The sequence below is a fragment of the uncultured Nocardioides sp. genome (assembly GCF_947488025.1).
Taxonomy (GTDB): domain Bacteria; phylum Actinomycetota; class Actinomycetes; order Propionibacteriales; family Nocardioidaceae; genus Nocardioides.
On sequence record NZ_CANKYS010000001.1, the window covers coordinates 239,710 to 253,020 of the forward strand.

General features: G+C 71.3%; 12 protein-coding genes. 6 read left to right on the forward strand and 6 right to left on the reverse strand.

The window, feature by feature from the left end; genetic code table 11:
* Positions 1-31: 31 nt before the first annotated feature.
* The 6 genes from Q1B24_RS01115 to Q1B24_RS01140 all read right to left on the reverse strand — a co-directional run bounded on the left by Q1B24_RS01115 (position 32) and on the right by Q1B24_RS01140 (position 5,703).
* A complete protein-coding gene (locus tag Q1B24_RS01115; RefSeq protein ID WP_299922304.1) occupies positions 32-238 on the reverse strand; it encodes a hypothetical protein in 207 nt (68 codons plus the stop codon).
* Between the two features lie 16 nt (positions 239-254).
* The gene (locus Q1B24_RS01120; RefSeq protein ID WP_299922306.1) at positions 255-452 is read right to left on the reverse strand and encodes a hypothetical protein; all 198 of its coding nucleotides are present in this window, start codon (positions 450-452) and stop codon (positions 255-257) included.
* A gap of 85 nt (positions 453-537) precedes the next feature.
* Entirely contained in the window at positions 538-1,194 is a 657-nt protein-coding gene (locus tag Q1B24_RS01125; protein WP_299922308.1) for a Crp/Fnr family transcriptional regulator, read from the reverse strand.
* Between the two features lie 4 nt (positions 1,195-1,198).
* Positions 1,199-3,451: a GAF domain-containing protein gene (locus Q1B24_RS01130; protein WP_299922310.1), complete on the reverse strand. Its 2,253-nt coding sequence runs from the start codon at positions 3,449-3,451 to the stop codon at positions 1,199-1,201.
* A gap of 141 nt (positions 3,452-3,592) precedes the next feature.
* Complete coding sequence (locus tag Q1B24_RS01135; RefSeq protein WP_299922312.1) at positions 3,593-4,075, reverse strand: DUF1707 domain-containing protein; 483 nt, start codon at positions 4,073-4,075, stop codon at positions 3,593-3,595.
* A gap of 170 nt (positions 4,076-4,245) precedes the next feature.
* Positions 4,246-5,703 (reverse strand): MFS transporter, encoded by a 1,458-nt coding sequence (locus Q1B24_RS01140; protein ID WP_299922314.1) that lies wholly within the window; start codon positions 5,701-5,703, stop codon positions 4,246-4,248.
* A 289-nt stretch (positions 5,704-5,992) separates the two neighbouring features.
* Here Q1B24_RS01140 and Q1B24_RS01145 point away from each other — a divergent pair, with 289 nt between their 5' ends.
* The 6 genes from Q1B24_RS01145 (at position 5,993) to Q1B24_RS01170 (ending at position 13,284) form a co-directional block, all read left to right on the forward strand.
* Positions 5,993-7,501: an MFS transporter gene (locus Q1B24_RS01145; RefSeq protein WP_299922316.1), complete on the forward strand. Its 1,509-nt coding sequence runs from the start codon at positions 5,993-5,995 to the stop codon at positions 7,499-7,501.
* Positions 7,502-7,658: 157 nt separating this feature from the next.
* Positions 7,659-8,504 (forward strand): ABC transporter ATP-binding protein, encoded by an 846-nt coding sequence (locus Q1B24_RS01150; protein ID WP_299922318.1) that lies wholly within the window; start codon positions 7,659-7,661, stop codon positions 8,502-8,504.
* Positions 8,505-8,507: 3 nt separating this feature from the next.
* The gene (locus tag Q1B24_RS01155) at positions 8,508-11,039 is read left to right on the forward strand and encodes an ABC transporter permease (protein WP_299922320.1); all 2,532 of its coding nucleotides are present in this window, start codon (positions 8,508-8,510) and stop codon (positions 11,037-11,039) included.
* A gap of 123 nt (positions 11,040-11,162) precedes the next feature.
* A complete protein-coding gene (locus Q1B24_RS01160) occupies positions 11,163-11,672 on the forward strand; it encodes a GNAT family N-acetyltransferase (RefSeq protein ID WP_299922322.1) in 510 nt (169 codons plus the stop codon).
* Entirely contained in the window at positions 11,669-13,054 is a 1,386-nt protein-coding gene (locus Q1B24_RS01165; protein ID WP_299922324.1) for an alpha/beta fold hydrolase, read from the forward strand. Before Q1B24_RS01160 ends, Q1B24_RS01165 begins: the two co-directional genes overlap by 4 nt.
* Complete coding sequence (locus Q1B24_RS01170; RefSeq protein ID WP_299922326.1) at positions 13,051-13,284, forward strand: hypothetical protein; 234 nt, start codon at positions 13,051-13,053, stop codon at positions 13,282-13,284. The genes Q1B24_RS01165 and Q1B24_RS01170 overlap by 4 nt, the downstream gene beginning before the upstream one ends.
* Positions 13,285-13,311 lie beyond the last annotated feature (27 nt).

Here is a 13,311-nt window from a genome sequence, read left to right on the forward strand (position 1 = left end):
TGATCGCCGCGCAACGCACTGTGGCCGGCGATCAGTGCGGAAGGAGCTCGTCGGCGGCGGCACGCAGGGCGGCGGCACACTGTCGGTGGACGACCACGGTGACGGGAACGGGCTCCCAGTAGTGCACGCGTGCCGCCTCCCGGCTGGCGGCGTCGTCCTCGTGCCGGGCCAGACGCAGCAGCTCCTGACGCAGCGCCTCGTGGAGGACGTCGGCCTGGGTGGCGGACTGGGTGGACATGGTCGGCTCCGTCCGGTCAGCCGTACGAGTGCGAGAGGTGGACGAGCTCCAGGAGACGGGAGCGCCGGTGGGTGGACGCCGTCGCGGCGCCGGTGGTGTCGGGGAGGTCGGTCCGCCTGATCTCACGGACGAGGCGCCGGTGCTCTGCCTCGCGGAGGCGGTCGGTGATGACGGCTCGGCAGATGGCTTGGGCTTCGGAATCGTGGGAAAACATCTCGGGCTCCTTCGCTGGGATCTGTGTGATGAACCCGATCCTGAGCCGCTACGAAGGAAAGTTCTGTTCGCCCGGAGACACTCCGTCAGTCCTCGAGACTGCGTCGACGCAGCTCCGCCGGGTCCAGGACCTCGATCCGGGAGCGACTCAGCCGGACCACGTCGCGGTCCGCGAGCCGCTGCAGGACCTGGTTGACGGGCGGCCGCGTGGCACCCACCAGGTCGGCGAGCTGGGCCTGGCTGAGCGGGATCACGACGGCCCCGTCAACCCCACCGTAGGCATCGGCGAGGTCCACGAGACGGCGGCAGACCCGGCGGTCCAGGCTCTCGTACATGGTCTCGAGGAGCCGCCGGCTGAGGAGGTCGATCCGGTCGGCCAGGAGCATGGACACGACCCTCTCGATGCCCGGGTTGTGCGTGCAGAGCCGGTCGAAGGCCGTACCCGCCACCGCGAGTGTCCGGCTCGGCTCCAACGCCGTCACCGTCGCCGTACGACGTCGGTCGGCGCGCAGCAGCGCGAGCTCGCCGAAGTAGTCCCCCGGTGAGAGGACGGTGAAGGTCGCCGTGGCGCCCGAGGCCAAGGTGCCGCCCACGGCCAGGTGGCCGCGCTCGACCAGGTGGAGCGAGTCCGCCGGGTCGCCCTGGTGGCACAGGACCTCGTCACGCGCGAACGTGCGGCGGTGGGCAAGGGCGAGGAACGCCTCCCGGTCCTCGGCCCGCAGGGGTTCGAGCAACCGCCACACGGCGTCAGTCCTCTCCTGCCGCGCCCGTGTGGACGGAGGGCACGACCCGGGCAAGGGCGTCGAGGAGTGCGCCGCGTCCCACCGGCTTCACGAGGTAGGCCGCGGCCCCCAGCGCGGCGCCGCGTTGCTGCTCGTCCACGATCGACACCACGATCACGGGGATGTCGCAGGTCTCGGGGTCCTGCTTGAGGGTGGTCAGCACCGACCAGCCGTCCATGCCCGGCAGCCTGATGTCGAGCAGCACCGCGCTCGGCCGGATCTGGCGCACGGCCTCGAGACCGGCCGGCCCGTCGCGCGCGGTGGTGACCCGCACCGAGGCGCCGTCGAGGAAGGCCGTGAAGAGGTCGAGCGAGGGCCGGTCGTCCTCGATCACCACGACGTCGTACGTCCCAGGGGTGGAGGTCGGACCGGCCCCGTCGCTGGTGCGCGACGGGAGCGTGAAGCCGAAGGTGCTGCCGACGCCCACCTCGCTCTCCACCCACATCCGGCCGCCGAGCAGCTCGACGAGGCGGCGCGACAGCGTCAGCCCGAGTCCCGTGCCCTCCTCGCGTGACGCACCCCGCCCGCCCTGCTGGAAGGACTCGAAGATGCGCTCACGGTCCGCCTCCGGGACGCCGACGCCGGTGTCGGTCACCGTGACCTCGATGTCGACCGGCGTACGACGTGCGCGCACCACCACCGAGCCGCCGTCGCCGGTGAACTTGACGGCGTTCGTCACGAGATTGAGCACGACCTGCTTGAGCCGCAGCTGGTCGGAGTACGCCTGGACCAGGCCCGGCTCGACGTCGACACTGAGGTCGATGCCGTGCGCGGTCGCCCGCGCGCGGAGCATGGCCACCGCCTCCTGGAGGAGCACGCGCAGGTCGAACTCGGAGTAGTCGATCTCCATCCGCCCGGCTTCGACCTTCGAGAGGTCGAGGATCTCGTTCAGCAGCTCGAGCAGGTGCTTCCCGGAGCCGTGGATGTCTCGCAGGTACTCCTCCTGCCGTTCGTTGATGTCGCCGAACATGCGCTCGAGCAACACCTCCGAGAAGCCGAGCACCGCGTTCAGCGGGGTGCGCAGCTCGTGCGACATGCTCGCCAGGAACTCCGACTTGTGCCGGCTGGCCAGCTCCAGGGCCAGGCTCTGGTCCTTCAGCTCCCGGAAGAGCTGGGCGTTCAGCAACGCCAGCGCCGACTGGCTGGCGAAGGTCTCCAGGAGGTCGACGACCTCCGGGGAGAAGTCCCCGGTGCGCTTGCGCCGCACGATCAGCGAACCGACGATCGTGTCCTCGCGAAGCAGCGGGACGGCGACGAGCGAGGACCATCCGGCGCTGCGCAGGATCTCCAGGTGCGGGTCGGGCTCGACGCCAGCGAGGTCGGGGACGACGATCGGGCGCCGCTCCAGCGCCGCTCTGCCGACGACCGTCGTGTCGAGGTCGATCCGCACGTCTCGCAGCTGCTCGACGACCTCGGGAGCCGTGCGGTAGACGCTGCGCACGACGAACCGGCGGTCGCGCTCGGCGTACTCCATGATCGAACCGCCGTCGGTGCCGGACAGGGCGACCGCGTGCTCGGCGATCGTGTCGAGGACGTCCTGGAGGTCGAGGGTGGAGCTGACCGCCTCGCCGACCGCGCGGAGCGCCTCCAGCTCGTCGACCTTGCGGGCCAGCTCCGCTCCCCGCGTCTCGAGCTGCTGGACCAGCCCGACGCCGTTGACGGCAATGGCCGCCTGGACGGCGAACGCGCTGACGATGCCGATCTCACGGTCGTCGAACGGCCTGACCTCGTTGCGCCAGACGTTGAGAGCGCCGACGACCGCGTCGTCGACGATCAGGGGAGCAGCGACCACGGTGCGGAAGCCCGCCGATCGCTGCAGGTCGTGGCGTCCGAAGTCCGGGTCGGCCAGCACGTCGGGGATCTGGAGCGTCCTCCGCTCCAGGCCGACGCGTCCGATGAGCGCCTGCCGGTCCAGCGTGATCGGGTGCTCGGTCAGCACCTGTCGGGACGCCTCGGACAGCCCGACCGTCGCTGTGAGGCGGAACGTGTCGCCCTCCAACAGGTAGAGGTGCGCGGCCTCCGACCGGCACAGCCGGCGCGCGTTCTCGACGATGGCGGTGAGCACCGCGTCCGGATCTGCGGTCGACCGGCCCATGGCCTCGAGCACCTCGGACGTGGCGCCGAACTGGTCAGCCAGGGCGTCGTAGTCCCGGCGGAGCCGCTCGTGCTCCGCGGCGCTGACGGCTCCCCGGTCCGGGAACGGTGCAGGTTCGACCACGGCGGCCCTCCCTGCGGTCGGGCACCCCTCGACCGCACCGACCAGTCTCCTCCCGCGTGACGAGGCTCGGCAACCACCGGGATCGCGGGCTCGGCGTCGGCGGCTCGGGCGCCAGAACAGGCCACGCGCTGCGGCAAGGACTCAGCGACGGCGGCGGGAGAGCCTCGAGGTCACCAGGTGTGCCGTGTACCCGAGCCCGGCAGCGATGAAGCCGACGGCGAAGTTCCGCTCGTCGCTGTAGTTCGCCGCCGAAGCGACCAGGACGCCGCCAGCGATCAGCGAGGCGGGCGCGGCCGCCCAGCGCGCCAAGCGGCCCGCCCGGACATCGGGGGGCAGCGACCGCCACGTTTCAGCGACGCCGCCCGTTCGTCCACCATTCGTCGACGGAAGGTCCTCGACGAGGGCCGCCAAGTCGTCGGCGGTGACGGCCGACAATGCGAGTTGCTGCCGTCGGTCGAGCTCTTCCAGTGAGAGGCGGCCGTGGACGTGATGCTCGTTCAAGACACTCAAGCACCGGTCGCGTTCTGCGTCGCCGATCCGAATCGCGACTTCCCCCGCGGACCCAACAGTCTCCATCCGCCAAGACTCGCACGAGGTGCCGTTTCCGTACGGGACCTGGGACATGTCAGCACGCGGGCAGCGCAGATCCATGTCTGAGTGCGCCGCAAGGCGGCGGAACGGGTCACCTTTCCGACTGCGCGATCAGCAGCAGATCTGGGGCCCGCGGGACTGCCATGCAGCTTTTTCCCCGCCGTGTTGGTGCCATGATCCGGCTGGCCTCGCAACAGGCGACCTTAGTGCCGACTCCGGCCTGCGATCCTGCCGAGCAGCGCAGTGAAGAGCGCGACAGTCGCAGCAGCCACGAACGCGGTGGGGAAACCCGAGCCGGAGTCCCGCAGAGCGATGGCCGTGAACGCGGCGGTGCCGAGTGCGGCGCCGACCTGGGTTGCGCTGCTGGCCAACCCGGAGGCCAGGCCGGCATGAGTGTCAGGGACGGCCGAGGCGATGACCATGGTGGTGGGAGTGAAGCTGAGCGCGACCCCGGTGGCGACCAGGAGGAGTCCCGGGAGCACGCCCACCAGGTAGCCGTCTCCCACGGGCGCGCAGGCAAGCCACAGATGTCCGCCCGCCAGGACCAGGAGGCCGGAGACGAGGCTGCGGCGGGCACCGAACCTGCGCAGGACGCGAGGCAGGAGGACGAGCGAGACGACGAAACCGGTCAGGGACGTTGGCACCATCGCCAGTCCACCGGCTTCAGGAGACATGGCGAGCGCCTGCTGGAGGTAGAGCGCGACGAGCACGAATGTGGAGGCTCGGGCAGCTCCGCCCAGGACTGCAAGGGCGACGCCGATCCTCAGCATCGGGGAGCTGAACAGGTCGAGGGGCACCAAAGGTTCGGGTGCGCGGCGCTCGGCATGGATGAACACGGCCGCGAGCGCGACGGGGACCAGCACTCCGACGATGACGAAGTCCGTCCAGTTGCCCGATGCGAGGCTGAGCGCCCCGTCGACAAGCGCGACGACTGCTGCGGTGATGCTCACGGCTCCGCGCAGGTCGAAGTGGTGTCTCGCGCGCGGCTTGCTGTCGTCGAGGACACGCCCAGCCACGACGACGGCGAGCAAGGACACCGGGACGGTGACCAGGAAGACCGAGGGCCAGCCGAACGTGCCCGCCAGGAGTCCGCCAGCGGCGACACCAGTGGCGCCACCCAGCGCCGACGCGGCGCCCCACAGACCCATCGCCCGTGCCCGGTGCTCCCCCGGAAAGGTGACGAGGAGCAGCGCCATCGAGGCCGGGCTCAGACACGCTGCCCCGGCACCCTGCACGATCCTGCCGGCGATGAGCATCCACTCGCCGGCGGCCGTCGCTGCGGCGAGTGTGCCCACGGTGAACAGGACCGAACCGATGGTGAACATGCGGCGCCTGCCGACCTGGTCGGCGACGCGCCCGCAGAGCAGGAGAAGCCCGCCGAAGGTGAGCACGTAGGCGTTCACCACCCAGCTCACGCTGCTCCCACTCAGCGAGAGCGATGCCTGGATCGAGGGCAGCGCCACGTTGACGATCGACGTGTCGAGCATGACCACGAACTGGGCGGAGACCAGCAACGCCAGGGCGAGCCCCCGGCGGGACCGGCTGGGCCCGCCCGGCCGAGTGCTCGAAATGGCGCTTGCGATGGCGGCGGGAGGGGCGGCGGGAGGGATGGCGGGAGGGATGGCGGGAGGGATGGCGGGAGGGGTCGTACTGGTGGTCATGGCTGTCACCTCGGTCGTGGGTCGTCTTCGTCCACGGTCGCGGCGAGGTGCCTTGCGTCGCACCGGGGAGATCGCCGGGATTGCGCGACCGGGCGTTCCGCGGTCCACGACGACTGACCCTCCTCACTGGGCTGTCAGCTCGCGTGAGGCCCCGACTACCGGAGTCGATGCCTTCGCACGAACCGGCAGGCAACCCGGCAGAAGTCCCGGCGCGAGCCAACCGCCTCCGGACGGACGCTCGGGTCACCCGGCATCACGGAGCCGGCATCACCTTTCCGAGGAGAACGCCATGAGCCACTCGCACCACTCCACGACGGCCTCGCCGCCCGACGAGCACGCAAAGCACCACGGGCACCACAGCCACCCACACCACGACGCCCCGGACCACGACGTACCAGCCGTGCGGCGTCCCTGGACGGTGCTCGCGCTCATGCTGGCCGCCCAGGTCATGGTCGTGCTCGACGTCAGCGTCGTGAACGTCGCCCTCCCCAGCATCGCGACCGATTTGCGCCTGTCCTCGACCAACTACCAGTGGCTGATCAGCGCCTACGTGCTTCTCAGCGGCGGGTTCCTCCTGCTCGGCGGACGCGTCGCCGACCTCTTCGACCGACGCCGGGTGTTCCTCAGCGGCCTCACCCTGTTCACCGCGGGCTCCCTCACCGCGGGCTTCGCCGACACCGCACTGACCCTCATCGCAGCCCGCGGTGCCCAGGGTGCCGGCGCAGCCCTGCTCACCCCGGCCGCCATGTCCATCGTGATGGCCACCTACTCCGGTCGCCAGCGGGCCACCGCCCTCGCCATGTGGGGCACCGTCGCCAGCATGGGCATCGCCGCCGGCGTGCTGTTCGGCGGCATCCTGACGACCGCCTTCGACTGGCGCGCCGTGTTCTTCATCAACGTCCCCATCGGTGTCGCGGTCGCCGCCGGCGTCCTGGCCAAGGTCCGCTTCGCGCCCACCCGCGCCGCGGGCCGCCGCCAGCTCGATCTGTCCGGGGCAGCGCTCCTGGTGACGGGCCTGCTCACCCTCGTGTACGCCGTGGAGTCCACCACCAGCCACGGCTGGACGGCACCCCACACGCTCGTCGCGGTGGGCCTGGCCACGATGCTGCTGACCGGGTTCATCCTCAACGAGCGCAAGGTCGACAGCCCCATCGTCCCGCCCAGCACGTGGCGCATCCGGTCCCTGGTCTCGGCATCCACCGTGATGGCGGGCGTCACCGGAGCCGTCGTCGGTGCCATCTTCCTCAGCTCGCTGTACCTGCAGCAGGTGCTGGGCTCATCCGCTCTCGTCACCGGCCTGCAGTTCCTGCCGCTGGCTGCCTTCATCACCCTCAGCGCCGCCGTCGCATCGAAGGCTCTGCCGCACCTGGGCGCGAAGAAGCTCATCACGGTTGGGCTGCTGATCGCCACCGCCGGCGCGCTGGTGCTGTCGTTCGTCGACTCTGACCCCTCCTACCTGAGCGACGTGCTGCCTGGCTTCGCGCTGCTCGGCCTCGGCGTCGGTCCGATGTTCGTCGCCATCTCCGTTGCGGCGATGAGCGACGTCGCGTCCGAGCAGTCCGGTCTTGCATCGGGCCTGCTGATGACGGGCCACGAGATCGGTGCTGCCCTCGGCGTGGCCGCCCTGACGGCGGTCGCCGGCGACCTCACCACCCGCGCGGGCATCACTGCCGGCAGCCAGGACGCGTTCCTCGCCGTGGCCGTCGGGCTCCTCGCCCTGCTCGTGCCGACGTTCCTGCTGCCCGCTCACGACCCGACCCAGGCCCCGAGCGGTCACGGGCACGGCCACGGGCACTGACCCCGAGCCCTCGCCGGTCCATGGACCCGGCGGTTTCCCCGGCGCGACCACGAGCCGGGGAGACCGAGGCTCAAACCCCGAACCCACGAAGCCCTCCACCCGACAACCACGCGACCACCACTCGGCCGGCGCACGGCCACGCGACCAAGGAGCCACCATGACGAACCTGCTCAACGACACCCCCGGCACCGCCGACACCCACTCTGTTGCGGCCCCGACCAAGCCCGTCGCGGTGCGCGCACGCGGGCTCGTGAAGACCTACGGCACCGGGCCTGCGGCCGTGCAGGCCCTCGACGGCGCCGACCTCGACATCCACACCGGAACCTTCACCGGCATCATGGGCCCGTCCGGTTCCGGCAAGTCGACCCTGATGCACGCCCTCGCCGGCCTCGACGTCCTCGACGCCGGCCGGGTACTCATCGGAGACACCGACCTCACCAACCTCGGCGAGCGGCAGCGCACGTTGCTGCGCCGCGACCGCTTCGGGTTCGTCTTCCAGAGCTTCAACCTGCTTCCCGCGCTGACCGCGCAGGAGAACATCACCCTCCCGCTCGACCTCGCGGGACGTCGCCCGGACCCTGAATGGATGGCTCGACTGGTCGACACCCTCGGCTTGGGTCAGCGCCTGCAGCACCGACCTTCGGAGCTGTCTGGTGGACAGCAGCAGCGAGTCGCAGTCGCCCGGGCCCTGGTCACCCGCCCCGAGATCGTGTTCGCCGACGAGCCGACCGGGAACCTCGACACCCGGCACGGCCAGGCCCTGCTGAGGTTCCTTCGCGACGCGTGCGACGACCTCGGCCAGACCATCGTCATGGTCACCCACGACCCGCTTGCGGCCGCGCACGCCGACCGGGTCGTGCTCCTCACCGACGGCCGCGTCATCGAGGAGATCGCCGACCCCACCGCCTCGGCTATCGCCGACCGGATGCTCCAGCTCGACACCGAGGCGGACGACCGCCCCTACACCGCTGCTTCCAGCACCGACACCCACCCGGAGGGCTGACCCATGCTCCGCCTCGTCCTCAAGCAGACCATGGCCCACCGCGGCCGGCTGCTGCTCACCTTCGCCGCCATCACTCTCGGCGTGACGTTCGTCGTCGGCACCCTCGTGCTCACCGACACCTCCCGCAAGGTGTTCGACGACCAGTTCCGTGACGCCAGTACCGAGGTCGACATCGTCGTCCGCGACGCCGTCGCCTTCGACGCCGCCATGGGAGTCGAGGTCGAACGCGACCCCCTCGACCCCCAGCTCGCAGCCCGCGCCGCCACCCTGCCCGGCGTCGACCAGGCCATCCCCGTCGTCAAGGGAACCGGACTCCTCATCACCGACGGCAAGGCGATCGTGCCCGCAGGCCCCTCCATGCTGAGCTCGTGGACCGGCGTCGACGGGTTCACCCTCCGTGACGGCCGCGCACCCGGCGACGCGGACCAGGTCGTCATCGACGCCGCCACCGCGACCGCACACGACATCACTGTCGGCGACACCGTCCGGGTTCAGGCCGACCGTGAGGCCGACCTCCGGGTCGTCGGACTCGTCGGCTTCGGCGAGTCCGACGGCCTGCCCGACACCACCGTCGCCCTCACCAGCCTGCCCACCGCCCAGCGTCTCCTGCGACTCGGCGACGGCATCTCGCAGATCGACGTCATCGCAGCCGACGGCACCGCGACCTCGGGCGTGACCGAGGACCTCCGCGCCGCCCTCGGCGCCGACGTCGACGTGGAGGCCAGCCAGGACACGGCCGCCGCGAGCGCGGCAGCTGCCAAGTCCCAGCTCGGCTTCATCACCGGCGCACTGCTCGCGCTCGCCGGAGCGGCCCTGGTGATCGGAGCGTTCCTCATCGCCAACACCTTCTCCGTGCTGGTCACCCAGCGCACCCGCGAGCTCGCCGTCATGCGCGCAGCCGGAGCCACCGGCCGCCAGGTCATGACCTCCATCCTCGGCGAGGCCACCGTCCTCGGCATCGCCGGCGCCCTGGCCGGCACCGGTGCGGGTCTCGTCGCCGCCACCGGGCTCCGCTCCCTGTTGGACGCAGCCGGCGCGACCGTCCCGGACGGCCCGACCGTCCTGTCGGCCCGCACCCTGATCGTCGCGCTGGCCGTCGGGATCGGCGTCACGCTCATCGCCGCCTTCGGTGCCGCTCGTCGCGCGGCCCGCATCTCCCCGGTGATGGCCATGCGCGAAGGCGCTCTCGGCACGGCCGGCGGCCGGGGTCGTATCCGCGCCGCTGTCGGCGTCACGTTCACGGCCGTGGGAGTCGCCGCGCTCAGCGTCGGCGGCGCAGCCGAGTCGATGCCGGCACTCGGCGCCGGCACTGCCGCGCTGGTGGCCGGGATGGTCGCCCTCGCCCCGATGGTCGCGCCCGCCGTGGTGAACCTGATCGGCCGCGGACTGAGCGCCATCACCGGCCGCAGCGTGCCTGCGGGTTTGGCTCGAGAGGCCGCCCGCCGGGCGCCGCGGCGCACCGGAGCGACCGTGATGGCGCTGGCGCTCAGCCTCGCGCTGGTGGTGTTCGTCTCCGTCGTCGGTGCCTCGGTGCGCGCGGCTCTGCAGTCCGGCTTCGACGAGGCCATCACCGCGGAGCTGGTGGTGGAGAGCGCACGCGGCGAGATGCTCGGCGGCCTCGGACCCACGACCCTGAAGACGATCGAGGACCTGGACGAGGTCGGCACGGTCTCGCCCCTGCGGTTCGGGCACTGGAAGGACTCCGGTGCCACCCGTGCCCTCACCGCGCTCGACCCCACGACGATCGATGACGTGACCGACGTCGACATGGTCGAAGGCAGCCTGACCGACCTGCGCGACGGGGTGGTCATCACCGAACGCCAGGCAACCGAGCGCGGCCTCACCGTGGGCGACACCCTTGGCATGACGTTCGCCCGCACGGGGACAGTCAAGGTGCCCGTCGTCGGACTCATCGACGACGACGACGCGAAAGCGTTGAGCACCGACTACCTGGTCTCGCTCGCCAGCTACCGCGACTGGTTCACCGAGCGTGTCGACGCCAGCCTCCTGGTGCGCCCCAGCTCCGGAACCAGCGTCCACGACGCCCGGCTCGCGCTCGAGGACGCCCTCGAGGGCATGCCGACGGTCGAGGTACGAGACCAGGCCAGCGCGGCCGAGGCGCGAACCGCGTCCCTGGACGGCATTCTCACGCTGATCACTGCCGTGCTGATGCTGACCGTGCTGATCGCCATGCTGGGCATCACCAACACGCTGGCGCTGTCCATCATCGAACGCACCCGCGAGCTCGGGCTGCTTCGAGCGGTCGGGATGACGCGGCGTCAGTTGCGCACCATGATCCGCACCGAGTCCCTGCTCATCGCCGTCGCCGGCCTGCTCGTCGGAACCACGATCGGCGTCGCAACCAGCGCCTTGTTCGTACGCGGCATCGCTCAGGGAGGCGACCTGCACCTGCGGGTCCCCACCACCGGGCTCGTGCTCGTGGGTGCCGTGGCCCTCGTGGTCGGAACCGTCGGCGGGCTGGCGCCCGCTCGCCGTGCCGCCCGGCTGGAGGTGCTCACCGCCATCCGCGAGTGACCGCCTCCGCTCACACCGCAAGCCCCCCATGCAGCCGGGTTCTGCACCACCCCGCACGCCCCCTTCAGGTGCAGAACCCGGCGTTCTTCCCGACGCGACAACCGACCCGTACAGGAGATCCCCATGACCGACCAGCTGAACGCCTTCAGCACCGCCACCAGCACCGTCACCATCCGACGTGCCGGCGTGGAGGACGCCGACGACGTCCGGACTCTGCTCATGGAGCTCGCCACGCACGAGAACTCCGCCGATGCCGTCCACGCCACCCGCGAGGACTGGGGCCGCATGCTCGCCGACCCGTCCGTGGTGGTACTCCTCGCCGTCACCGCTGGACAGCCCGTCGGGTACGTCAGCGGCACCCGTCAGCTCAACCTGTGGCAGGGCCGCGACGTCTTCGCCATGGACGACCTCTACGTCCGCCCCCAGGTCCGCGACCGCGGCATCGGCGGACAGCTCATGGCCGCCCTGGCGCAGCACGTGAGCCCCGAGCAGTCCCTCGTCACATGGGGCGTCAACCAGGACAACGACGCCGGCCAGCGCTTCTACCAGCGACTGGGAGCCACGCTCCGCACCAAGGTCGTCGCCGCCTGGCGACCCGACGCCTACACCCGCTACCTGCAGGACCGGGCATGACCGCCACCGATGCACCCCGGCTGCTCCTGCGCGAGCTCGACCAACGCGACACCCACACCCTCCAGGCGCTGCTCGAGGCTGACGCGGGCTACGCACGCCGCGTCACCGGGGCCCCGGCAAGCCCGCACGCGGCGGTCGACCTGCTCGAGGGGCGGCCACCCGGTCTGCCGGCTGAGCACAAGGTGGTGCTCGGGGCGTACGACCACACCGGTGACCTGGTCGCCGTCGTCGACGTGCTGCGCGGGTGGCCCGACGCGCACACGGCACACATCGGACTCCTCCAGACCCATCCAGCCCACCAACGGCGCGGTGTCGGCCGTCGCACCCACGACCTGCTGCTCGACTGGGTCGCCCGTTGGCCCGAGGTCCAACGTCTGCGGGCCACCATCGTCGCCACCAACGCCCCGTTCGCCGACCCGTTCTGGACCACGATGGGCTACCGACCGGGCGAGACAGCCACGCCGTACCTGGCCGGCGAGGAGCCGACCACCGCGCTGGCATGGACCCGTGACCTTCCCACCACTCCGAGCCCGGAACGCTTCGCCGACGTCGGGGACGTGACGCTGTGCTACCAGACCTTCGGCGACCCGGCGTCACCCCCGATGCTTCTCATCATGGGGCTGGGTTTCCAGCTCGTGCACTGGCCCGACGCGTTCTGCCGGCAGCTGGCAGATCAAGGACTTCACGTGGTCCGGTTCGACAACCGCGACGCGGGACGGTCGACCCACCTGCCCGGCGGGACGTACACGCTCGACGACATGGCTGACGACGCCGTCGGGCTCCTCGACCACCTCGGAGTTGCGACCGCGCACGTCGTCGGAGCCTCGCTCGGCGCCATGGTGGCGCAGCTGATGGCGATCCGGCGCCCGGACCGGGTGGCCTCGCTCGCATCACTGATGTCGACGAGCGGCCAGCGCGGGAAGGGTCGCACCTCCCCGCTGATCTTCCGTCACCTCCTCACCCGCCGTCCACGCACGGAGGAGGAAGCCGTCGAACGCCGGGTCCGGATCTTCCGGGCCGTCGGGTCCACCGGACTCGCCCAGGACCTCGACGAGCTGCGACGGGCGACCGTCGAGGCGTTCCGACGCGACCCCGACGCCCGCGACGGACGCCGAAGGCAGCAGCGGGCGGTGCGGACCGCTTCGGACCGCACCCGCGCGCTCGCGCGCCTCGACGTGCCCACCGTGGTCATCCACGGCAGCGCCGACCCCATGTGCCACCCCTCCGGCGGGCGCGCGACCGCAGCCGCCATCCCCGGCGCTCGACTCGAGATCATCGAAGGCATGGGCCACGACCTGCCCCCTGCCGCCTGGCCGCTCATCATCACCGCCCTCACCCACAACGCCCGGACGGCCGACCCCCAGCCCGGGGGCCCCCGATGATGCGCAACACCCCGCGGGCCTTCGTCGGGACCGTGATGTTCCGCCTGGAAGACCCGCCCGGTGTTGGGGTCTGTGAAGCGGTCGAGCGGCACGTGGGCAACCTGCCCGGTGTCAGCTTCTGCGACGTCGACGAGGCTGCCGGGCTCCTCATCGTCACCGCTCGCGAGCCGGTGGAGCGCGCCGAGGTGCTGGCAGTCCTGGACCGGCTCGACTGCCGGGTGGCCCAGTGACCGACACGCCCGCAGAGAACCTCACAG

Bases quoted from the DNA above. Each gene is read 5' to 3' on its own strand.
- Q1B24_RS01115 (WP_299922304.1), bottom strand. From the start codon at position 238: ATGTCCACCCAGTCCGCCACCCAGGCCGACGTCCTCCACGAGGCGCTG.
- Q1B24_RS01120 (WP_299922306.1), bottom strand. From the start codon at position 452: ATGTTTTCCCACGATTCCGAAGCCCAAGCCATCTGCCGAGCCGTCATC.
- Q1B24_RS01135 (WP_299922312.1), bottom strand. From the start codon at position 4,075: ATGTCCCAGGTCCCGTACGGAAACGGCACCTCGTGCGAGTCTTGGCGG.
- Q1B24_RS01140 (WP_299922314.1), bottom strand. From the start codon at position 5,703: ATGACCACCAGTACGACCCCTCCCGCCATCCCTCCCGCCATCCCTCCC.
- Q1B24_RS01145 (WP_299922316.1), top strand. From the start codon at position 5,993: ATGAGCCACTCGCACCACTCCACGACGGCCTCGCCGCCCGACGAGCAC.
- Q1B24_RS01150 (WP_299922318.1), top strand. From the start codon at position 7,659: ATGACGAACCTGCTCAACGACACCCCCGGCACCGCCGACACCCACTCT.
- Q1B24_RS01155 (WP_299922320.1), top strand. From the start codon at position 8,508: ATGCTCCGCCTCGTCCTCAAGCAGACCATGGCCCACCGCGGCCGGCTG.
- Q1B24_RS01160 (WP_299922322.1), top strand. From the start codon at position 11,163: ATGACCGACCAGCTGAACGCCTTCAGCACCGCCACCAGCACCGTCACC.
- Q1B24_RS01165 (WP_299922324.1), top strand. From the start codon at position 11,669: ATGACCGCCACCGATGCACCCCGGCTGCTCCTGCGCGAGCTCGACCAA.
- Q1B24_RS01170 (WP_299922326.1), top strand. From the start codon at position 13,051: ATGATGCGCAACACCCCGCGGGCCTTCGTCGGGACCGTGATGTTCCGC.